General features: G+C 51.2%; 20 protein-coding genes and 1 riboswitch. Of the genes, 12 read left to right on the plus strand and 8 right to left on the minus strand.

Annotated features, from left to right (window positions below; all coding sequences use genetic code 11):
* Positions 1 to 15 precede the first annotated feature (15 nt).
* A complete protein-coding gene (locus J2I46_RS02420) occupies positions 16 to 1125 on the plus strand; it encodes a hypothetical protein (protein WP_207327333.1) in 1110 nt (369 codons plus the stop codon).
* Here the strand turns inward: J2I46_RS02420 and J2I46_RS02425 are convergent.
* The 5 genes from J2I46_RS02425 to J2I46_RS02445 form a co-directional block, all read right to left on the minus strand.
* A complete protein-coding gene (locus J2I46_RS02425) occupies positions 1122 to 2339 on the minus strand; it encodes an MFS transporter (RefSeq protein WP_229379450.1) in 1218 nt (405 codons plus the stop codon). The two genes, J2I46_RS02420 and J2I46_RS02425, sit on opposite strands and share 4 nt — an antisense overlap.
* Positions 2336 to 2908 carry a PD-(D/E)XK nuclease family protein gene (locus J2I46_RS02430; protein ID WP_207327334.1) on the minus strand — a complete coding sequence of 191 codons (573 nt, stop codon included), beginning with the start codon at positions 2906 to 2908 and terminating at the stop codon, positions 2336 to 2338. The genes J2I46_RS02425 and J2I46_RS02430 overlap by 4 nt, the downstream gene beginning before the upstream one ends.
* Before the next feature lie 121 nt (positions 2909 to 3029).
* Positions 3030 to 3854: an anti-sigma factor gene (locus J2I46_RS02435; protein ID WP_207327335.1), complete on the minus strand. Its 825-nt coding sequence runs from the start codon at positions 3852 to 3854 to the stop codon at positions 3030 to 3032.
* Complete coding sequence (locus J2I46_RS02440) at positions 3851 to 4336, minus strand: RNA polymerase sigma factor (protein WP_207327336.1); 486 nt, start codon at positions 4334 to 4336, stop codon at positions 3851 to 3853. The genes J2I46_RS02435 and J2I46_RS02440 overlap by 4 nt, the downstream gene beginning before the upstream one ends.
* 54 nt (positions 4337 to 4390) lie before the next feature.
* Positions 4391 to 5785, minus strand: a complete 1395-nt coding sequence (locus tag J2I46_RS02445) for an alkaline phosphatase D family protein (protein WP_207327337.1) — start codon at positions 5783 to 5785, stop codon at positions 4391 to 4393.
* A 192-nt stretch (positions 5786 to 5977) separates the two neighbouring features.
* On the opposite strand from J2I46_RS02445, the gene lysA reads away from it, so the two are divergent.
* From lysA to J2I46_RS02500, 11 genes are all read left to right on the plus strand, one after another.
* Entirely contained in the window at positions 5978 to 7243 is a 1266-nt protein-coding gene (lysA, locus tag J2I46_RS02450) for a diaminopimelate decarboxylase (protein ID WP_207327338.1), read from the plus strand.
* A 127-nt stretch (positions 7244 to 7370) separates the two neighbouring features.
* Positions 7371 to 8084, plus strand: a complete 714-nt coding sequence (locus tag J2I46_RS02455; protein WP_207327339.1) for a YebC/PmpR family DNA-binding transcriptional regulator — start codon at positions 7371 to 7373, stop codon at positions 8082 to 8084.
* 224 nt (positions 8085 to 8308) lie between these two features.
* Entirely contained in the window at positions 8309 to 9001 is a 693-nt protein-coding gene (locus J2I46_RS02460; protein ID WP_207327340.1) for a hypothetical protein, read from the plus strand.
* Between the two features lie 19 nt (positions 9002 to 9020).
* Positions 9021 to 9419, plus strand: a complete 399-nt coding sequence (locus J2I46_RS02465) for a DUF3291 domain-containing protein (RefSeq protein ID WP_229379452.1) — start codon at positions 9021 to 9023, stop codon at positions 9417 to 9419.
* A 149-nt stretch (positions 9420 to 9568) separates the two neighbouring features.
* Positions 9569 to 9988, plus strand: coding sequence for a tRNA (adenosine(37)-N6)-threonylcarbamoyltransferase complex ATPase subunit type 1 TsaE (tsaE, locus tag J2I46_RS02470; RefSeq protein WP_310588975.1), 420 nt, complete (start codon positions 9569 to 9571; stop codon positions 9986 to 9988).
* Between the two features lie 86 nt (positions 9989 to 10074).
* Positions 10075 to 11286 (plus strand): alanine dehydrogenase, encoded by a 1212-nt coding sequence (locus J2I46_RS02475; protein WP_207327342.1) that lies wholly within the window; start codon positions 10075 to 10077, stop codon positions 11284 to 11286.
* 4 nt (positions 11287 to 11290) lie between these two features.
* Positions 11291 to 11695, plus strand: coding sequence for a hypothetical protein (locus tag J2I46_RS02480; RefSeq protein ID WP_207327343.1), 405 nt, complete (start codon positions 11291 to 11293; stop codon positions 11693 to 11695).
* Between the two features lie 57 nt (positions 11696 to 11752).
* Positions 11753 to 11976: riboswitch (cobalamin riboswitch) on the plus strand.
* Between the two features lie 80 nt (positions 11977 to 12056).
* Positions 12057 to 14021: a TonB-dependent receptor plug domain-containing protein gene (locus J2I46_RS02485; protein ID WP_207327344.1), complete on the plus strand. Its 1965-nt coding sequence runs from the start codon at positions 12057 to 12059 to the stop codon at positions 14019 to 14021.
* 2 nt (positions 14022 to 14023) lie between these two features.
* Complete coding sequence (locus tag J2I46_RS02490; protein WP_229379453.1) at positions 14024 to 15130, plus strand: DUF5074 domain-containing protein; 1107 nt, start codon at positions 14024 to 14026, stop codon at positions 15128 to 15130.
* 65 nt (positions 15131 to 15195) lie between these two features.
* Entirely contained in the window at positions 15196 to 15897 is a 702-nt protein-coding gene (locus tag J2I46_RS02495; protein ID WP_207327345.1) for a Dph6-related ATP pyrophosphatase, read from the plus strand.
* The gene (locus J2I46_RS02500; protein WP_207327346.1) at positions 15894 to 16121 is read left to right on the plus strand and encodes a cysteine-rich CWC family protein; all 228 of its coding nucleotides are present in this window, start codon (positions 15894 to 15896) and stop codon (positions 16119 to 16121) included. Before J2I46_RS02495 ends, J2I46_RS02500 begins: the two co-directional genes overlap by 4 nt.
* On the opposite strand, the gene rodA is transcribed toward J2I46_RS02500, so the two are convergent.
* From rodA to J2I46_RS02515, 3 genes are all read right to left on the minus strand, one after another.
* Positions 16114 to 17391, minus strand: a complete 1278-nt coding sequence (gene rodA / locus J2I46_RS02505; protein ID WP_207327347.1) for a rod shape-determining protein RodA — start codon at positions 17389 to 17391, stop codon at positions 16114 to 16116. The two genes, J2I46_RS02500 and rodA, sit on opposite strands and share 8 nt — an antisense overlap.
* A 103-nt stretch (positions 17392 to 17494) precedes the next feature.
* Positions 17495 to 19462 (minus strand): peptidoglycan D,D-transpeptidase FtsI family protein, encoded by a 1968-nt coding sequence (locus tag J2I46_RS02510; RefSeq protein ID WP_207327348.1) that lies wholly within the window; start codon positions 19460 to 19462, stop codon positions 17495 to 17497.
* A gap of 220 nt (positions 19463 to 19682) precedes the next feature.
* A complete protein-coding gene (locus tag J2I46_RS02515) occupies positions 19683 to 20741 on the minus strand; it encodes an SMP-30/gluconolactonase/LRE family protein (protein ID WP_207327349.1) in 1059 nt (352 codons plus the stop codon).
* Positions 20742 to 20816 lie beyond the last annotated feature (75 nt).

Genomic DNA, 20816 nt, shown 5'->3' on the forward strand with positions numbered 1-20816 from the left:
TCCGGTTTTGGATATATGCCACTACAAAATATTGGTAACATACTTATCAGAATAGCTGATAATCAGGCATCTGACAACTCTTTTTTTTCTTCGGGGCTATTTCAGGCATACCGATATAATACGATCTGGGGCTACCAACGGCCCGATTCAAACCTGTTTTTTACGGCCATCAGCCTCTTCACGCTTCAGCGTTTACGACCGTTTTTAACGCCTGGTGAGCAGGTAACTTCTGATCATATTATCGCTCGTGGCCTGCCAGCGTATGCTCGGTTTCGGAACAAGGACCACCTGGCTACGTATAACTTTTACGCTACTAATCCGACTGCACATTTCCCGCATGGTCGGTTCATGCACCGATTCAGGCATTTTCAGCTTCCCGATGATATCGACGACACGGCAATGGTTTACCTGACCACGCAGCCATCGGCCGAAGACCTCATTTTTTTGAGCGGGAAACTGGCAATGCATGCCAATCGGACCCGGCTAACCGTGCAGAACACGTTTCCGGAGTACCGTGACTTGCGCGCTTACTCAACCTGGTTTGGTTTGAACATGCCTATTGAGTTTGACGCCTGTGCCATGGCCAATATGCTGTACGTTGTGTTTGAGTATGACCTGCCGATTGATAGTCACACTCAGGATAGCCTTACATTTCTGGCCGATATTGTCTGGACGAAGCGTTACCGAACGGATCCGTTTCGGTGTGCACATAATTATGCGCGCACACCGTTGATTCAATACCACCTGGCCCGGCTCATCGGTGCCTTTAACCCAATTCCGCTACGGGCTGTACGTCCAATCTTAATAGCCGATCTGCACGCCGACTTTAAGCAATCAACCAGCCCGATGGATAAGCTCCTGCTCGCCATTTCGCTCATGCGATTGGGAGAAACGCCTTCCGGCAACGTACCTGTGGACGGTATTGAACAGGAGTTCGCCTCCTTTTCTTTTTTTATTGCCGGCCTATTATCAGCGTACACACAGCCATGGCTATACCGGTGGGCACACAGACCGTTCTGGCACATCAGGTGGCAGTGCAGCGACCATTGCCGGGTGCTCCTGCTGGAATATCTGGTCTTGCAGCGCGCACAGGAAAGCCAAATGACAACTGCTTCCTTCCACTAGCGATCAACGGGCATCGCAGACGAGACTTGTCGGCTTATCCAGAGTAGTCCTATGGCTGAAACAATCGAGAAGCCGAGCATCACGGTCCAGAGCGTTGGAAAGCCAAACCGTTCGGCCACCTGCGAGCCAATAAGCGGACTACTTACCTGCGATAGGGCCCAGCCCATCGAGTAGAGCCCCAAATACTGCCCCCGGTTTCGCTCGTCTGACCGGTTGGCCGCGAAAGTCAATAGGAATGGCATCGCCAGCATTTCGCCAAGCGTAATGAACACGATCGTCACCCAGGCAATGCCCGGCCAACGGGTAAGGACCAGTACAAACAGCGAGAGACCTGTTACCAGTACCCCAATTGCCGATATGACCAGTCGCCGTTGCACCAGCCGCTCGAGCGAGTAAACCAACGCCATCTCTACCACCACAATCAATAAGCCGTTCGTTGCCATGAACAGGCCAATCTGACTCTCCTGCGCGCCGAGGTATCTTTTGAAGTAAAGTGGCAGCATGCTGAAGAACTGCATAAACGATGTCAGGTACAAAAACATACAGACCGTGAAAAGAAGAAACAGCCCATCGCGGTAGGGTGAACGGGCAGCCGTTCCATATTTGGCAGCGGCATTGTTGACCAATGACGCATGGTCGGGGCGTGGTAGCGCGTACAACAGGTACACTGCCGCACTAATGCAGGTCAGACCGTCGACCCAAAACAGCAGTCGATAGTCGACACCAGCCAGCAGACCACCCAGCCCGCCACCCACCGACCATCCCAGGTTAATCGCTAACCGGTTCAACGAGAATGCGCGCGTTCGGTTGTCAGTCGTGCTGTAGTAGGCGAAGGCGGCTGAATTGGCAGGCCGGAAGGCATCTCCGAGTGTAGTGAAGACAAATACGGTGACGCACAGCCACTCAAACCGGGTTATGAACTGCATGATGATGAGCATGAACCCACCAAACAGCAGACTGAACACCTGAATGGGATAAAACCCAATTCGGTCGGTGAGCTTTCCGCCCAGAAACGTACCCAGTAGTGAGCCGATACCGAAAAGTGCCAGTACAACGCCGGCCTGCTCTACCGAAAAATGCAGGTGTTGCGTCAGGTAAAGCGATAAAAACGGTAATACCATCGTACCCGACCGGTTGATGAGCATTACCCCCGCCAGCAACCATACCGACCGCGACAAACCAGTGTAGGCATTCCGGTAAAGCTGTAGCATCATTGCACGATCTTCTTATCCGTGATCTGGTCGCGGTGCTCGTCAATGAAGGCCTTGAACAGCCGAATTTCTTCAAGTTGTCGGTCAATAGGGTGCGTCAGCGCGTAGCTTTCAACGTACACGTCGGTAAAATCCGTGACGAGGTATTCCATCAGTTTAATTCCCTGCCGTTTCAGCGCGTGCAGGTACAGGTTCTGGTGGTTGAACAGATACCGGCCCGGCTGGTAAGAGCCCGTCGTTTTAATATCAACGGCTTTAAATTTTCCGATCAGATCAACGTACCCGTAGAACAGCACGTCATCGATTTGCCATTGGCAATACACCTGCGTCTCTACGATTGGCCGGGGAAGCAGCTTACGCATTTTTTGAAGAATAGCCGCGTCAAATTGATCTTCGCCGGTGCCCTTGATGAGCGTTTCCTCAAATGATATACCCCGCTGTTGGGCCTTTGTAGTTGGTGAAGGTACACGATTGATCGCATCCAGAAGCTGCTGTTCGGTCAGGTTCCCCCCCTGTAAATAGCGCGAGAACGTATTCAGTAATGTGGGGTAAAATTTATAGGTTGGTGTCATTGCCAGGCAGATGCGATAAAACTATAAACGGTCAACATACAATGTGACCAGCTGGTTTTGCCCCGCTTGACTAATCACATCATACGTTGACCGTTTATCTGGTCAAGTTTGATTACCTGTCTTACCCTACCTTCCCCAATGCCACCAACGCAGTTAGGGTTGGTACCGGGCTGCCGCCTGCCTTTTCAACCGTAATGGCGAAGGTATCTGCCGATTGAATAGGCCGATTCGTTTGCTGAAGTGAATACCGTTCAGCGCGATTAGTGAAAACGCCTGCATCAATGGGTTTTCCATCAACCAATGCCCACAACTGGTATTGTTTGTCGGCAGGTAGCTCGGGCAGACGTTCCACCTCGAGTGTGACCTGTTTTTTCTGGCGATCCCAGTATACGAGTACATCGGCGGGGTCGCCCCCGGGTTTGGCAGCCGCCAGCCGAACAGTCTCTATTCCCGGCTGGCGAAGTAGCGTCAATAGCTGGGTATCGCGGGTTTGCTGCTGACGTAGCTGACCCACTTCGTTTTGCAGCTGCGAATTATCCTGCGCCAGCTGATCGGCGAAAGCACGTTTATGTTGCAACTGATTCATTAAAAAATACGCGAAAGCAATAAGGAGCAACGCCACCGCAGCGGCAGCCAGCCAGGCTACCTGGAAAACAGGCCGCTCGCGTATGAGGGGGACCACTTTCGTCTCGTCGGTTTCAAGGGGTGCTGCAACCGGATCCGCAAACGACAAACGCTGGCGAATTTTTTCCTGCAAATCTACAGGTGGCGCCACGCTGTGCATGAGCGCGTAGTTTTCCAGAGCCAGTGTAAGCCGATCCAGCTCCTGACGAACCTCGGGATAGATCGCCGACAGACACTCCACCTCACGCCGTTCCTGATCGCTGACTGCACCTAACGCGTAGGATTCCAGGATACCGGAGGTTATGTAGTCGGGAATATTCATTGGCTAAATAATGATTTAAGTTCCTGAAGAACAGTACGTAGACGATGTTGTAATGTATGTTCGGGTTGCTGACTGACATCTGCCAGTTGACTGATAGTCTGACCCCGAAAATAGACAGCGTCTAATAAAGTACGTTGTTCTTCAGTAATTGGATTGTCAATTACCTCGTAATCAATAGTGGAATTAGCAAAAGGCGGTACTGTTTTTGCTAAAGTGGCGGCCACTTCCGTTCGAACGCGAGAAAGTAACCAGGTGAGTAATCGGGTTTTACGCGGGTTGTACTGATCAAAATCAGCCCAGGCTTTCACAAACACATCTTCTACTACCCTACTGGCCGTTGCCGGATGCCGTACACTGGTCAGAATGACACCGTATAAAACGTGCGCATACTGATCGTATAGCCATTGAAACGCCAGTTCATCGCGCCTGTTCAGCTTACGGAGCAGTATTTCTTCGGAGACCAGAAATGATTGAGACTTCACAGGACAGGTGTATGCTGGTCAAATATAGCCAAAAGAGCGAATTCTCGTCGCAGGTTACCGCAGATCATTGGCCTTAAGTGATTGTACCCATTTCTCTTTCCCGGTTGAGTCATAGGCCCGAATGGTGAGCAAACGGTCTGTTGACGGACCGCTCACATTCATGGTGGCAAAATTCCGTTCGGTCAGCAACGTGCCTTTCACAACCGTTGGCTGGGTCAGTTCGTCGGCGGTTGGTTTGGCGGGTCCGGAGGTTAGGGGCGATATGGTAACATCGTAGAGCGGGTACGTACCTGGCCGGTCCAGTTTATGAATAATACTATGATGCCGATCGCCGGTAATAAACAGAATACCTGGGATTTTTGCGTCAGCAATGCGGTTCAGCAGTTGGGTACGTTCGGTGCCGTAAATGGCGTAGTTCTCAAACGCGGCAGTTGGATTGATGATCTGCCCGCCCGTAACGATAAACTTGAAGGTCGCTTTGCTGAACCGTAGCGCATCGATAAGCCAGTCAATCTGCCTGGTTCCGAAATACGCTTTTTCAGGACCGGCCACCCCTCCGTCGGGCTGTTTATCGGGCGCACGGAATGTTCGATCGTCGAGCAGAAAAAATTGGCAGTCGCTCCAGGTGAATGTACCGGCACAGCCTTCATTGAAGATATAATTCGGGTTAGCCCAAAACAGTTTGAACGCTTCAAGGGTGACGGGCTTCATCCAGTAACTTCGGTCTGAATCGTCGGGGCCGTAGTCATGATCATCCCAGATGGCATAATTATGCGTACTGGCCAGTAAAGGCTGCATCTCCGGCAATGATCGGGTATGCGTATACCGTTTTAGCACGCCCGTGCGTGAGTTCCAGTCTACCTCCCGCGTGTAGGTATTATCGCCGGTCCAGAGCATGAAGTCCGGCTTTTTAGCGTGAATACTGGTGAAGATTCCGTAGCTGTCGCCATAGGGTGTACCGGGCCGGTCATAGGGTTGCTCATTTACATATGTACAACTACCCACCGCAAAAGTGAAGTTTGGCGGGTCAGTGCGAAATTGCCAGAGCGACTGTGTCTGAAACGTAGTGGCGTAGGGTACATTCACCTGTTTCCCGTTTATCAGCACCTCATACGTATATCGTTTCCCGGGCACCACATCGCTGGCAACCAGATGGGCAACGTTGGCCGAAGCGGGCGATGTGGCAACCTCCGGCGTCAATCGTACAGGCTCTTTTGTTCCCTGCTCAACGTACCTGATCTGCACGCGACTGGCTTTCTTTGTCTGAACCCACAACATGACCTCGCGCATGTCGGAATAGCCCAGCATGGGCCCCGACTGAATGGGCGAACCGGCTGGCCGGAGCCTACTCTGGCTGTGTTTTGCAACAGGCGGCAACTGTGCCCATGCCTGTACGGCACCTACCAGCAGCATGACTAAACAAACGAATCGTGTATTGACGTGGAGCATGTGGGGCAACCCTTTGTTGGTAGGCTAAAAGTAGTGGAATCTGACATCCGGGGCGGTACCAGGAGGGGATCACCTATCCGTTTTTTTAGCAGAAGGTTGATTTATCGATAGTCCGATTCGACAATATCAACAAAGACGCATCTTGCCCCTCCGTTGATCAAATCGTATATTTGCGCCCTGTTTTGCCTGACTATGCACGCTCCCTATCAGATTCAGGGCCTCTCCACGTTGGCTATAGCCCAACAATTCGGCCTACCCTTATATGTATATGACGCCGACCGGATTATCCGGCAGATCGACACGTTCCGGTCATCGTTTACTGGGGTAAATCTGAAGATAAAATACGCGGCCAAATCGCTGACCAACCTGTCGATTCTGAAGCTGATGCGGATGCAGGGCGTCGATGTCGACGTTGTGTCTGTCAACGAAGCCCGACTGGCCCTGATGGCAGGATATTCGCCGCAGCAGATCATGTACACACCAAGCGGTAACGCATGGCCTGAAATTCAGGAAGCTATTTCTCTCGGCCTGCGCCTGAACGTAGACAGTCTGCCATTACTCGAACAGATTGGGCAGACTTATGGGGCAGCCGTACCCGTTTGTCTGCGCATCAATCCCAGCGTAGCCGACGGCGGAAATTTCAAGATTCAGACGGGCCATGCCAATTCAAAATTTGGTATTCCAAACGATTACAGGGATCAGGTTGCCGCCATTGTGGCCCGGTATGACCTGAGCGTAATTGGTCTGCATATTCACACTGGCTCTGATTTTAAAGATGCAGGTACGTTCCTGAAAGGAGCCTCTGTGCTATTCGACATGGCCGCCGATTACCCCAATCTACAGTTTATCGATTTTGGCAGTGGGTTTAAAGTCGCCTATCGGGAAGGCGATATCGTGACGGATCTTACCGATCTGGGGGCGCGGGTATCCGCTGCATTTCAGGCGTTTTGCCAACGTTACGGCCGTGATCTGGAACTCTGGTTTGAACCGGGTAAATACCTGGTGAGCGAATCGGGTCATCTGCTGGCGCAGGTCAACGTGGTAAAGCAACACCCCACCCGCCGTTTCGTACAGGTCGATACGGGCCTGAACCACCTGATCCGGCCCATGATGTATGATGCCTGGCACGACATTGTGAACATCTCGAATCCTGAAGGTGAGCCCACGCTATACGACGTTGTGGGCTACATCTGTGAAACAGACACCTTCGCGACGGACCGGATGCTACCGGAGGTACGTACAGGAGATGTGGTATCGTTCGAAAATGCCGGTGCCTACGGGTTCAGCATGGCATCAACCTACAACCTGCGCGAACGGCCAGCCGAAGTGCTCATCTACGCAGGGCAGGCCCACCTCATCCGCCAACGCGATACATTTGCCGACCTCACCCGGGGGATGGTAGACGTTTTTAGTGACGAATTTAACCGTAAGACAGAAGAAATAGACGTACTGAGTTAAGACGTAAGAATCAGAACTTGCCTTGTTGACACTACGCCGTATGTGACTATTGTAGCGCAACCGCAGCAACGAAACGCCGTGGCAGACCGCTCTCGATTTTTAATTCTTAATTCCTAATTCTTAAACAATGGGACGCGCATTTGAATACCGAAAAGCCCGAAAAATGAAACGCTGGGGGCAGATGGCCAAGACCTTCACCCGCATCGGAAAAGACATTGTCATTGCAGTTAAGGCAGGTGGCCCCGACCCGGATACCAACGGACGGTTACGGGCCATCATCCAGAATGCCAAGGCCGCCAACATGCCCAAAGAAAATGTGGAGCGGGCCATTAAAAAGGCATCATCGAAAGAGCAGGAAGATTACAAAGAAATTGTGTACGAAGGCTACGCACCGCATGGTGTTGGTCTGGTCATTGAAACGGCAACGGATAACCTGAACCGGACAGTGGCCAATATTCGAAGCTACCTGAATAAACTGGGCGGAAGCCTGGGCACACAGGGTATGCTCGATTTTATGTTCACCCGCAAATCGGTCTTCCGTATTGCTGCCGAGGGGGTAGACATTGACGAACTGGAGCTTGAACTGATCGATTATGGCGCCGATGAACTGGAAATGGATGAAGAAGCTGACCAGATCGTGATCTACGGTGATTTTACGGCCTTCGGTGCGCTTCAGAAATACCTGGAAGAGAAAGGTTACGAGTTGAAAGGGGCTGAATTTGAACGAATCCCCAACGACTACAAAGAACTGACCGATGAGCAGGTTGCCGATGTTGAAAAACTCATCGAACGCATCGAAGAAGATGACGATGTGCAAATGGTTTATCATAATATGAAGTAACTTCTGAGCACAGCAAATGAGGGCTGGTTGTTGTAGGTACATGGCATCTCCGGGTGCAGGTACGTTCAGCGGCCAGCCTTTTTTTTGTTTTTGTTACAAAACTGACCTTTTTGTCTAGTCGGCTATTGATTGAACGGTAAGACAGGTAACTTATCTACATCCGTATCTTGTCGGTCACCCTAACAGGCAGAAAGACCGTGATCATCATAACCCTAAGATCGGCGTTGGATTTATCAGCAGATGACGTACGTCAACTGTATGATCTGGCCCACCGTACAGGTTTTCCACTCGAGCGCGGGTATCTGGAGAAGGCTCATTTTGAGCATCGGCCAACACTGGTAATGGCTCATCTGGGCACCGAACTGGTAGGGTTTCAGTCGTATAATACCTACCGGATCAAAACACCTTTTTTCCGAAATCGGGTGCCATTCATTTATGGTGGACTGGCATTTCAGGACGATGCCGTGGCGGGGCGGGGAATTGGCTACCGAATTAGTCGATATTACATGCAGCACACGCTGGGGAAGTTTTTCTTTCTAAAGAAGTATGCCTTTGCCATACGTACCCCTACACCCCGGCTGATACAGATTCTGGCTGTGCAGCATAAGCTGGTTCATTTCAAGAACGGGATGGTTACGCCCGAGGTCTACCAGTTCGCCCAGCAGTTCGTACGTCACGTCAGGCGCTTTCAGGATCCAATCGATGATCGACTTATTGTCCGTACCAGGCCCCTGTGCGCCGACATCACCGATCAGTGGTCAACCCTGTTCAGAGCCTCCGACGACTACTATAATCAGCTTGTTTACGAGGCAGGCCTGATTAAAGCCGACGGCGAAAGCAGGATCATCACCGGAAACTATTTGTTGCTCTTAGGCCATTCGTCTGTCAGGCAGTTAATTCGCTCACTGACCGCCTGATTAGTTCACCACAACACGAATGCCTTACCAACTTGCCCAATTAAACATTGGACGCCTGCTGGCCCCGATAGACGCCCCACTGATTGCTGAATGTGCAGCACAGCTCGACGAGATTAATGCACTGGCCGAACGCAATCCCGGATTTAAATGGCGGCTTAAAGGTGAAGGCAACGATGCAACCAGCCTGCATCCTTTTTCAGACGAACTCATCATCGTTACTATGTCTGTCTGGGAATTGGTTGACACGCTAAAGAACTTTGCCTTCAAATCGGCGCACTCGGCCGTTACAAGAAGGCGTACGGAATGGTTCGGGAAGTTCCACACTGCCTATCTGGCCCTCTGGTGGATTGAAGCCGGGCACGTACCTACCATCGACGAAGCCAGGGCACGTTTGCGTTTACTGGATAAGCAGGGGTGATACCGCCTATGCGTTTACCTTCAAATCGGTTTTCGATCCGCCCGGCAGGTCATAAGTTGGGTTCGCTCATCAGCAGGTCGACAAATACGGAACACGCCCGTTCAGCTGCGCACCGATTTTCGTATCTTTACGGGCTAACTTTTCTGCCTGTGACAACGACCTTTGCCCAACTCAACGAACTGGATGCGGTAGCTCAAGCGCTTATCAACGAGGCCGCCAATCAGCACGTATGGCTGTTCGAAGGCGATATGGGCGTTGGCAAAACAACGCTTATAAAAGCCCTGTGCAGAGCTGTGGGCGTTGTGAGCGTTGTTCAAAGCCCTACCTACGGGCTCGTTAACGAGTATTCAACGAAGACCGGAGAATCAGTTTATCATTTCGATTGCTACCGCCTCAGGAACGAAGCCGAAGCAATGGACATTGGCCTGGAAGAATACCTCGACTCGGGCGCCTACTGTTTTGTTGAATGGCCCGAACGAATTGAATCACTGTGGCCTACCCATTATTACCACGTAAGTCTATCTGCCGATCAGGCCGGCATTCGAATGGTAACAACCCAACTTAAGTAGGAGTTGATAGTGGCAACAGCATACCAACGGCCACTACCAACTCAAATTGGGCAGCCTTGCTGCCACTGCCAATTGTCAACTACACTATGACCGGATTTCAAGAACTAGCCAAAACGGCGATATATACTAAAGAGGCTCCAGCAGCGATGAAAAGTTCGCAAACCAACTTGCTCATTGGGTTGCCGAAAGAAGTATCGCTCCAGGAGAATCGTATTGCGCTGACTCCGGAAGCAGTGGCCATTTTGGTTCGGAACGGCCATCACGTCATTGTGGAAACCAACGCAGGTGTGGGGGCTAAGTTCACTGATTCAGACTACAGCGAAGCGGGGGCTCAGATTGCCAGTTCGCCTAAAGAAGTATTTGAGGCGAACCTGATTCTAAAGATCGAACCGCTGGTCGATGATGAATTTGAGCACCTCAAAAATGGCACAACGGTCATTTCTGCACTTAATCTTCCTGCTCGGGAACGCGCTTACTTCGAAAAGCTGAACGCCCGGAACGTGACGGGAATCGGCTACGAATACATTGAGGATCAAGCGGGTGGCATGCCTGTCATTCGGTCTATGAGCGAGATGGCCGGTAGCACGGTCATGCTGATCGCGGGCGAATACCTGAGCAGCAGCGCCAACGGACGGGGTATTATTCTTGGCGGCATCACGGGCGTTCCGCCGACCAAAGTGGTTTTCCTGGGCGCGGGTACCGTTACCGAATACGCCACCCGAACTGCGCTGGGTATGGGAGCTGATGTGAAGGTATTTGACAAAGATCTGTATAAGCTTCAGCGGTTCAAATACGCCGTAGGTACATCGGTTTATACGTCTATTCTTGACTCAGACACGCTCACAGAAGCCATTGAGCGGGCCGACGTGGTCATTGGTGCCTTACGGGGCGAAGATGGTCACAGCCCGGTTATCGTAACCGACACGATGGTCAGTCGCATGAAGCCAAACTCGGTTATTATTGATGTAGCCATCGACCAGGGCGGTAATTTCGAGACCTCCCGTATGACGTCGCACAAGAACCCGACCTACCGGGTACACGACGTCATTCACTTCTGCGTGCCTAACATTGCCGCCCGCGTTTCGCATACGGCCAGCATTGCCCTGAGCAATATTTTCCTGCCATTTCTACTTCAAACCGGCACTAACGGCGGTATTGAAGCCATGATTTACGCCAACCGCTGGTTTATGAAAGGCGTTTATTGCCATAAAGGGTCGCTTACAAACCTCTATATGGCCCGCAAATTCGGGATGCGCTTTAAAGATCTGGAACTGTTGCTAGGCGCCAGCCGGTTTTAAGAATATGATCAATAATAGTAACGAGAATGTCCTGATGGACGATGCGAACTCGCCCGATCTGAATAAGAAATTGATGGGCATTGTATCGGCCGACTTTGTGAAGGTTGCCGATCAATTAAAAGAAGCGTCGTATCAGATTCGCAAGCGCGGCTTCTCCGACTATCCGGTTTTTGTCGCCTCTAAAAAAGATATTCCTGTAGGCCAACTCCTTTACGCAGAAGGAGATCTGGGCAACTCGTTCACCTATAAGGCTTCCTTTTTTGATGAGTTTGTTCAACGCGAACTTATCGGCGAAGACTCGTATGAACTGTGGCAGGAGCACTACAAGAACCCCGACGAGTTCTGTTGTCTGTTCGTCGTCATCGGCGAATTCACGGGCTTCATTTATATCCCCTACCCGGAGGACTAAGTAGGTTTTTCTCCCAAAACGGCCGGATTCAGTCTGACTGATAAAATAAAAGAGCTACTTTTGCACCAGATTACGGGTGCCCAATGCCAGTCTCTGCGCTGGCCCGACGGCTTAATAGGGAACATCGGTGACGTCATTTGTTGACTAATCCGGGGCTGTCCCCGCAACTGTAACGCTCAGTATCAGGCCGATTGATCTTCATCACCACTAGACTATCTCAGTCCGGGAAGGTGCCAATCGGTGAGCGAAGCCAGGAGACCTACCCGTAATTCGCTGCTGCAGGGGCCACACGGAGGATGTGCCACCTACCGCCCGAATACCCAGACCCATTCGCTGGAGGGTCGTTGTTGATGTACTAGTAATGACTTTTCGTTTCACAGCTGTATTGCTGTGGTTCAGCGCGTTAGGCATATCCCATGCGCAGGACTCCTCGTCGGTACGTCAGTTACAGACGGTGACGGTTCGTGGCTTTGCGCCCGAGCGGTTCATGGCGGGTCTAAAAATACAGCGCGCTGATTCGGCGCTGACCGAAGCCTATCGCTACCAGACCCTGGCCGATTTTCTGGCACTACAGGCACCCATGCAGTTTAAGAGCTACGGACCGGGTCAACTCACTACTGTTGGCCTGCGTGGCACGTCGGCCAACCACACGGCTGTACTTTGGAATGGCGTAAACATCAACCCGCCAACACTTGGTCAAACCGATTTTTCTACCATCCCTGTCAACGGTTTCGATCAACTCAGCATTCAATACGGCTCGGCTGCTTCGTGTGTCGGGAGCGACGCCATAGGCGGTAGTATTTTGCTCAATAGCACACCCGGCTGGAAACGGCAGGGTATAACAGCCACCCTGGGACACCGATTTGGCAGCTGGAATTCAGGGCAAACGCAAGTCGGTGTCCGGTTTGCTACTCCCCTTCCGGGTGGAGGGCAGTTGGCCGGGAAAACGCTGGTCTATGGGGGTACTAACCGCTACCTCCCAACCTATAGCGAACGAAAAGGCTATTTGGTAGAGCCATCAGAGACAGCGCAACGGGGCGTAATCCAGGATCTGTTTTATCGTACAAAACAACAGCATCAACTTTCACTAAACATCTGGCTAACAGACAATAAGCTTGTCATCGCCCCAGCGAATCCGGTCAGTCGTGAAATTACACGTACCCAGGCTTATCGCTTCCTGACAAACTACGAATTTGGTGAAAGCAAGCCGGGCAGGTGGCTGTCGGGCCGGACATTACTGCGGGCGGGCTTCATCCGCGATATCCTCGATTATGGTAAAGGCGATGATTTCGACACAGCTCCCAGCCATTCAGCGACCGACCGGTTACTCGTTCGGGCTGAACATGAACTGGAACAATCGCTGGGTACGTCGGGGCAATCAATAAGCATCAGAGCCGGGGCCGAATGGGTTCATTATACAGCTCGGGTAGATGGCTATGTCAATGGGGCGCTAACCGAGCAGCGGGCCGATTTATACGCGCTGATTCGCTACCAGCTTACCGCTCGCCTGGTTACGGCACTCAACCTTCGGCAAGCGTTTGTAACCCGCTACGACCCACCCTTTACACCCTCATTCGGCATCGAATACCGGCTGCTTAATCTGGGCACCTGGCGGCTCGATGGACGGGGGAATGTAGCACGCTCCTACCGGGTGCCCACGCTAAACGAACGCTACTGGAAAACGCTGGGCAACCCCGATATCCGGCCCGAACGCGGTTTTTCGCAGGATCTGGGCCTGAATCTTTCCGATAACGTACCTGGGCGGTCAACATCGCTCAGCGTGAGTGCCTTCCGCAACCATGTAGATGACTGGACGTACTGGAACCCCGCCAAAGGGTACCGGGTCGAAAATTTACAGGAAGTGCTGGCGCGTGGCGTGGAAGTACAGGGGCAAACAGCCTGGCAACTGGGTACGTGGCGCGTTGGTGCGTTTGGACAGTACGCCTACACCCGGTCTACGCAACTGCGCGTGTATGATCCGTCGGCCATTGACGTAGTGGGCAAGCAACTGATCTATCTGCCGCTCCACACCGCTTCAGCAAATGTCTTCGTACAACAGGGTCTACACCGGCTGGCTCTTACCTGGCAGGGCAGTGATCGCCGCGCCTCTACTTTCGACAATAGCAAATATCTACCTGAATATCAATTGGTTAACCTTCTTTTCGAAACCGCTATTCGTGTACGTGGCTGGCAAGGGAAAGCCGTGGTACAGGTCGATAATCTATTCAATGAGTTTTACCTGAATGTAAAAAATAACGTCATGCCGGGCCGAAGCGTGGCGTTAACCCTTGTTTTCACGGCGAATACAAAACCTGATCAACAGTAGAAATGAAACAATCAATTAGCTCCCGCCTGTTAAGCGCAAGCGCAGCCGCCTTCACAGTAGCTACCCTTCTCACAGCCTGTAACAGCAACACCGATCCAACACCAACTGGCCCCTATACCAACGGTATATTTGTATTGAACGCTGGCAATTTTTTAGACAATAATGGGTCGCTTTCTTGGATGACACGGAATGGCAAAACGGCCGAAACAGATTTGTTTCAGACACGTAACCGTAGGCCATTGACGGGGGGAGTACGGGGATATGTTGAAGCTGGGAATCGTGGACTCATCTTAGTCGATAATTCGTCAACGGGTTTAGACAAGGTGGAGATTGTTACCACCGACTCTCTGAAATCAGTGAAAACACTGGCATCTCCCGACATCGAAAATCCCCGTTATGCCGCTCGCATTAATGATACGAAAGTATATGTAACCTGTTGGGGGACGACAGGCGGCACTAACTTCTACGGTGCTGCCGGGTACGTAGCTGTTATTGACTTGACAACAAACACAGTGACTAAAAAGATACCAGTTCAGAGAGGTGCAGAAGGAATCACAATTGTTGGCAACGAAGCCTATATTGGCGGTGTAGGAGGTGACAAACTGGTTCAAATCATGGACACACAGACTGACGCCATAAAAACTAGTTTATCAGTGGCTTCAAGTATTAGCAAGCTGTTGCCAGATGCAAACAACAAGCTGTGGGGCTTTTCAGGCAAAAACGTTGTTCGTATCGATCCTACCAGCAAGACAATAGAAGCGACGATTCTCGTAGGTACCGATACTCGTAAGAGTCCTAGCAACCTCACTGCCTCAGCAGACAAAAGGTCGTTCTATTTTATGTATACATTCTACGATCAGGCCGATAATTTCAATCAAAAAGGTGAAATGTATCGTTTCAATATCACCGATGCAACAATCTCAACTGCAACACCCACTGTGAATCGTCTATTCTCAGGTCTTGGTCTCGATCCATCTGCTAACGTATTGTACGCTGGTTTCTCTCCCAGCTACAAGCAAGCAGGATACGTATTTCGTTACCAGCCAACAGGTCAGTTGATTGACTCAGTTCGTGTAGAAATTGCTCCAAGTGATTTTTATTTTAAGTAGGATGGTTGATTAACTCTATAGTTACTACTCAATAATTAACCTACCCAGTCACTCCAATTCCTCTCATGCAAACACTCGTCAACTGGTCGGGTGGGAAAGATTCGGCACTGGCCCTGCACCGTATTCGGCAGCAGGGCCAGTTTGCTGTTCAACACCTGCTCACAACCATCAACGGAGCCTTCGGCCGGGTGTCGATGCACGGCGTACGCGAAGAATTGATCGAAGCGCAGGCCGAGCGACTGGGCCTGCCGTTAACGACAGTTCGCCTACCTGAAACAGCCAGCATGGAGTTGTATCAGGCCACGATGGATAACACCCTTCGCCCGTTGGTGGCTGCTGGTGTGACACACAGTGTCTTCGGCGATATTTTTCTGGAAGACTTACGACGCTGGCGTGAAGAACAACTGGCCATTACCGGCCTCACAGGCGTTTTCCCACTCTGGAAGGTACCATCGCTGGCCTTGCTTGATGAATTCTGGGCGGCGGGTTTTCAGACGATCGTAGTGGCGGTAAACGGCCAACACCTCGATCGGTCGTTTTGTGGTCGGGTGCTTGACCGTCAGTTTGTTGCCGACCTTCCCGCCGGGGTTGACCCGTGCGGCGAGAATGGGGAGTTTCACACCTTCGTTTTCGATGCGCCGTACTTTAGTAGTCAGATCGACATTACGGTTGGGGAGGTTGTTGAACGTACCTACACCTTCACTGATGCCGAGGGTCAGGAACGTACCTCGACCTACTTCTTCGCTGATCTGTTGCCCAACAAATGATTGACACCAGCAAACATGCCACTGATAGTTGTCCGCGTTGCGGCAATCTGTTCACCTGCGGCGTCAACTCGGTGCTGAAATGCGATTGCATGTGGCTGGATCTGTCCCCTGCCGACCTGGCCTACATTCGGGAATACACAGAACTAACTTTTGGCGAATACACCTGCCTCTGCGTCAGCTGTCTGCGCGACCTGCAGGCCGAGCGGATCCAATCGGTCAGTTAAACAGCGAGTTTGTCCGCCGTGAATCCAGCTTCAGGAAAACAAAGAGCAGGAGCGTAAATGACCAGAGCGAGGACCCTCCATAGCTGAAATACGGCAGCGGGATACCAATAACCGGCATTAGTCCGATAGTCATGCCAATGTTTACGAGTACGTGGAAGAAAATGATCCCCGCCACGCAATAGCCGTACACCCTGGCGAATTTGCTACGCTGTTTTTCGGCCAGAATCACAATTCGGCTTACCAGCGCAATAAACAGGACAATGACGATCAGGGATCCGAAAAAGCCGTGTTCCTCGCCAATCGTACAAAAGATAAAATCGGTACTCTGTTCGGGTACAAAGTCAAATTTGGTCTGTGTACCTTCCAGAAAGCCCTTACCGTCGAGCCGACCCGACCCGATCGCAATCTTAGCCTGCGTCACGTTCCAGCCCACTCCTAATGGATCAACGTTTGGGTCGATCAATACTTTGATACGATTTCGCTGGTGCGGTTGTAATACCTTATTCACGAAGAAATCAACCCCGGTTGCAGTTATCATCATGGCCACACCAACCAGCCCGATTCCGATCATACTGCGGGCGGTCCGGTTGTAGCGGGGCAGCAACAAAATCACGATGCCGCACAAGACCGCAATTCCGGCGAAAAGATAGAGCGGGGGAACAACCAGTGCCAGGATCAGCAATGCCGCCAGCGTTATGCCTGTCAGCGGGATCCAGCCGGGGAGCCCTTCCCTGTATAACATGATAACAAACGACGCGAAGACGAGCATCGAGCCTGTTTCGTTAGATAAAATGATCAATAACGCGGGTAGGCCAATGATACCACCAATCCAGAGTAAATCCTTCTGTTTTGTCAGGTTAATGCCCGGCTGATCGAGGTATTTGGCCAGCGCCAGACTGGTGGCCAGCTTGGCAAACTCGGCCGGTTGCAGTGTGAATGACCCGATTTTAAACCACGACCGTGACCCATTGATGTTTGTACCGGCTACCATGACCAGCAGCAGCATGGCAATCATGAACAGGTAAAAGACAAAAGCGAACGTGTCGTAGAATTTGTGATCGATAACCAGCACACAGATAATGAGCAATACAGATGTACCGATCCAGATCAGCTGCTTACCAGCGTTTGTCGAGAAATCGAACAAACTTGTTTGGTCTTCCGGGCTATACACCGCGGCATAAACGTTCAGCCAGCCCATCAGCACACAACTGATATACAGCAGTAGCGTAATGGTATCAATATTTCGGGTCAATTCGGCGTTACGTGCCATAATTCGTATAATGAGCAGATAGCGGTAGCAGCAGGCAGCACGTTGCTGGCCTGTAGTCTCTGACAGTGGCAACCCTAACCTGCTGCTACCGCTACCTGTATCCTTAGTTTCCGCCTACAGTACTCCTGGAGGCACCATCATTGTGCGTCATCATCGGTCGCGGTTTGCGGATGGTGTCTTTCACAACTGGCTGTTTAGCCGTTGAATCTGGCTTTTTGGGTGTGCGTGGTTTGGGAAGCATTGACAGTGGTGGCATATAATTCTGCTTCATTAACCATTCCTGCAATTTCAGGCCCTGCGCTTCATTCTTGCGTTTCAGATAACGCTCAGCCACCAGCGCCGCCGCCGATGCAGCCGCTACGCCTCCCCAACCCGCATTCTCTACGAAAACCGCGATCGCAATTTTCGGATTGTTCATCGGTGCGAAGCCAATGAAAATAGAGTGGTCATGAGCATGGCCAAATTTGGCATTTTGCGACGTACCTGTCTTTCCGCACAACTCGATTCCGGGAATATCAGCATCCCGCTTCACCGTGCCAGCCATTACTGCCATCCGCATACCTTCGATAACAGGCACAAAGTACTTGGGGTCGATGTCGGTGTAGTGCTTCTCTTTGAAAGCAGCCGGAATTCCCTCGCCGATTTTGCCAATTCCCTTCACATAATGCGGAGGGATATACCAGCCTCTATTAGCTAACGTAGCGGCCAGATTGGCCAGTTTTAACGGGCTGATAAGCAATTCACCTTCCCCAATACTTAGCGAGTAAATGTTTGAAAATTTCCAGCTCAACTCGCTTTTATACAGACGGTTATAGGTCTCAACTGATGGCAAATTCCCGCGTAGTTCACTGGGCAGATCAACTCCCAGCTTTTGGCCAATGCCAAACTTCATGGCGTGATCGTGCCATTCCTGCAAGCCCACTGCCGACGCTTTAAAGGTATTGGGGTTGCCATTATGGTAAATGTATTTTCTGAACACCTGATAGAAGTACGGGTTGCACGAAAACCGCACCGCACCGCGCAGGTTGTTCCCCCCATGACAGTGGCAACGCATTGGCGAACCACCATGGCCGTAAACGGTATTGGTAAACAATGATCCCTGCTGTTGGGCAATCAATGCCTGAATCAACTTGAAGGTCGACCCGGGACGGTAACTGGCCATAATGGGCCTGTTGATCAAAGGTTTATAGGGATTCTTGATCAGCTTTCGGTAATTCTTGGAAAAAAAGCGCGACGAGAGCTGGTTGGGATCATACGTGGGGGCCGACACCGACACCAGGATTTCGCCCGTGCTGGGGTCGATCGCCAGAATAGAACCAACCTTATTCTGCATCAGGCTGTCGGCATATTGCTGCACCTCTACATCAATACCCGTATAGAGGTTTTTTCCAGCCACAGCAGCCGTATCAAATTCGCCACCTTTAAACGAGCCTTTGGCAACACCGCGAACATTCTGCATCACATACTTAATGCCGCGACGGCCACGCAATTCCACTTCATATTGCTCTTCAAGGCCGTTATGGCCTACGTAGTCGCCCTGCCGATAGTAGGGAGTCTCCTGGTTTTCCAGTTTCTTTTTACTAATCTCCGATACGTACCCAAGTGCATTGGCCATGGTATGAGCCGGGTAGGTTCGCATCGAACTCATCACCGGCTCGAAGCCACGATAATCGACCAGTGCGTCCTGAATGCGCGCGTAGTCTTCTTTCGAAAGCTGACGCAAAAATACCGACGGCTTGACGGGTGAATACGTTTTCGCCAGATCCATGATACTATCAAATTCCTGGCGAGTGACATCCATCATCCGGCAAAACGCCAGTGTATCGGGAATTTTCACCCGTTTAGGCGTAACGTACAGATCGTAAACAGGTGTGTTATAGACCATTAACTTCTCGTTCCGGTCATATATCTGACCGCGATAGGGAATCTCAATAACACGCTTAATGGAATTGCTGGACGATTCAAGGGAGTAGCTGTCGTCCAGAATTTGCAGGTAGAACAGGCGGGCGGCGTAAATCAGGCCCACTAAGCAGAAGACGCCGATAATAATAAACTTCCGGTTTTCAATCATTGGTTCTCAACTCCTGAGAGACGCTCATAAACGGGTTCGAATTACGGTTTTCGAACGTTACTACAAATCTACGAAGTTAGTAGCGATCAGGCCGCAGGGCAGGATGCAAGTTTTTGTAGTTTATTTTTCGGACAGGACTTAAGCAATTGTTTCACTGAAATAAGTCCAGTTAAATCAGGCAATACTGTCAATTTTTTCGTTACAGGGCGCAACGATCTCATCAAAAACCAGGTCCGGTAGCCAGCACCTTAATTCGGCACAGATACATATCGGCGGTAATGAATAGCGTATGTCCATCATCGCCCCAGCCGCAGTTGGCAGTTGCTTCGCCAATATCAATTCTGCCAAGCAACGTACCCAGACCGCCTTTGGCATCGGGCGCAATGACCAGAACACCACCAGGGCCTGTTGCCCAGAGGTTCCCCTGTTTATCCACTTTCAGGCCATCTGGTGCTCCTTTTAACCCTTGCTTTTTCAGAGAAGAGCCATCGAATATAGTCCGTCCGGCCCCCACCGTCCCATTCTCAAGTACAGGATACGCCCTGATAATAGGCTGTACATCATCAGACTGCGCCACGTACAACGTTTTATAATCTGGAGAAAAGGCCAATCCGTTCGGGCGGACTAAGTCACTAATCAACAGCGAGACCTCGCCAGTGGCCGTAACTCGGTACACGCCGAACAATGGCGTTTCGCGCGTTGGATCTTTTTCTTTTCCCATCATACCATAGGGCGGATCGGTGAAATAATAACTGCCATTCGGATGTGTCACCACATCGTTTGGGCTGTTGAACCGTTTTCCCTGAAAGCGATCGGCCAGTGTAATTTTGCCCCCCGGCCCCGTGAGTGGCATGGCCGATACACGCCGGTCGCCATGCTCGCAGGCGATGAGCCGGCCCTGAGCATCAATCGTCAGTCCGTTTGAACCAGGTTCATCGCTGTATACACCTAAACCTGTATAGCCCGATGGCGTTAGGAATGGCTGACAACCATCAGCGGGGGTCCAGCGGTAAATTGTGTTTTTAGGTACGTCAGAGAACAGTAAATAACCAGTTGCCGACGTACCTGAGGCGGGCGCAGATGGCACTGAACTTCCTTTGACCCAAACTGGCCCTTCCGCCCAGACAAATCCCGAGGCCAGCACTTCGATTTTTGCATTCTTCGCTACCAGTTGATCAAATCTTGGATCGAGCCGCACTACCTCACCGATGGTTGGGTAAGTCTGGGCAACCAGTGACGCTACGGGTAATATGGTAAGGAGCAACAGAGCTTTAAACATGATGGGTTAGGTCTAGGATGAGGTGACGCAAGAGGGTGACAACAAGCTAAAAAATCGCCATCTGCGATAACCTAC

It is taken from the genome of Fibrella forsythiae (assembly GCF_017353175.1).
GTDB classification, from domain to species: Bacteria; Bacteroidota; Bacteroidia; order Cytophagales; family Spirosomataceae; genus Fibrella; species Fibrella forsythiae.

Coding starts and splice junctions, on each gene's coding strand:
- J2I46_RS02420 (WP_207327333.1), top strand. CDS start 16: ATGCCACTACAAAATATTGGTAACATACTTATCAGAATAGCTGATAAT.
- J2I46_RS02425 (WP_229379450.1), bottom strand. CDS start 2,339: ATGATGCTACAGCTTTACCGGAATGCCTACACTGGTTTGTCGCGGTCG.
- J2I46_RS02430 (WP_207327334.1), bottom strand. CDS start 2,908: ATGACACCAACCTATAAATTTTACCCCACATTACTGAATACGTTCTCG.
- J2I46_RS02435 (WP_207327335.1), bottom strand. CDS start 3,854: ATGAATATTCCCGACTACATAACCTCCGGTATCCTGGAATCCTACGCG.
- J2I46_RS02445 (WP_207327337.1), bottom strand. CDS start 5,785: ATGCTCCACGTCAATACACGATTCGTTTGTTTAGTCATGCTGCTGGTA.
- lysA (WP_207327338.1), top strand. CDS start 5,978: ATGCACGCTCCCTATCAGATTCAGGGCCTCTCCACGTTGGCTATAGCC.
- J2I46_RS02455 (WP_207327339.1), top strand. CDS start 7,371: ATGGGACGCGCATTTGAATACCGAAAAGCCCGAAAAATGAAACGCTGG.
- J2I46_RS02465 (WP_229379452.1), top strand. CDS start 9,021: ATGCCTTACCAACTTGCCCAATTAAACATTGGACGCCTGCTGGCCCCG.
- J2I46_RS02475 (WP_207327342.1), top strand. CDS start 10,075: ATGACCGGATTTCAAGAACTAGCCAAAACGGCGATATATACTAAAGAG.
- J2I46_RS02480 (WP_207327343.1), top strand. CDS start 11,291: ATGATCAATAATAGTAACGAGAATGTCCTGATGGACGATGCGAACTCG.
- J2I46_RS02485 (WP_207327344.1), top strand. CDS start 12,057: ATGACTTTTCGTTTCACAGCTGTATTGCTGTGGTTCAGCGCGTTAGGC.
- J2I46_RS02490 (WP_229379453.1), top strand. CDS start 14,024: ATGAAACAATCAATTAGCTCCCGCCTGTTAAGCGCAAGCGCAGCCGCC.
- J2I46_RS02495 (WP_207327345.1), top strand. CDS start 15,196: ATGCAAACACTCGTCAACTGGTCGGGTGGGAAAGATTCGGCACTGGCC.
- J2I46_RS02500 (WP_207327346.1), top strand. CDS start 15,894: ATGATTGACACCAGCAAACATGCCACTGATAGTTGTCCGCGTTGCGGC.
- rodA (WP_207327347.1), bottom strand. CDS start 17,391: ATGGCACGTAACGCCGAATTGACCCGAAATATTGATACCATTACGCTA.
- J2I46_RS02510 (WP_207327348.1), bottom strand. CDS start 19,462: ATGATTGAAAACCGGAAGTTTATTATTATCGGCGTCTTCTGCTTAGTG.
- J2I46_RS02515 (WP_207327349.1), bottom strand. CDS start 20,741: ATGTTTAAAGCTCTGTTGCTCCTTACCATATTACCCGTAGCGTCACTG.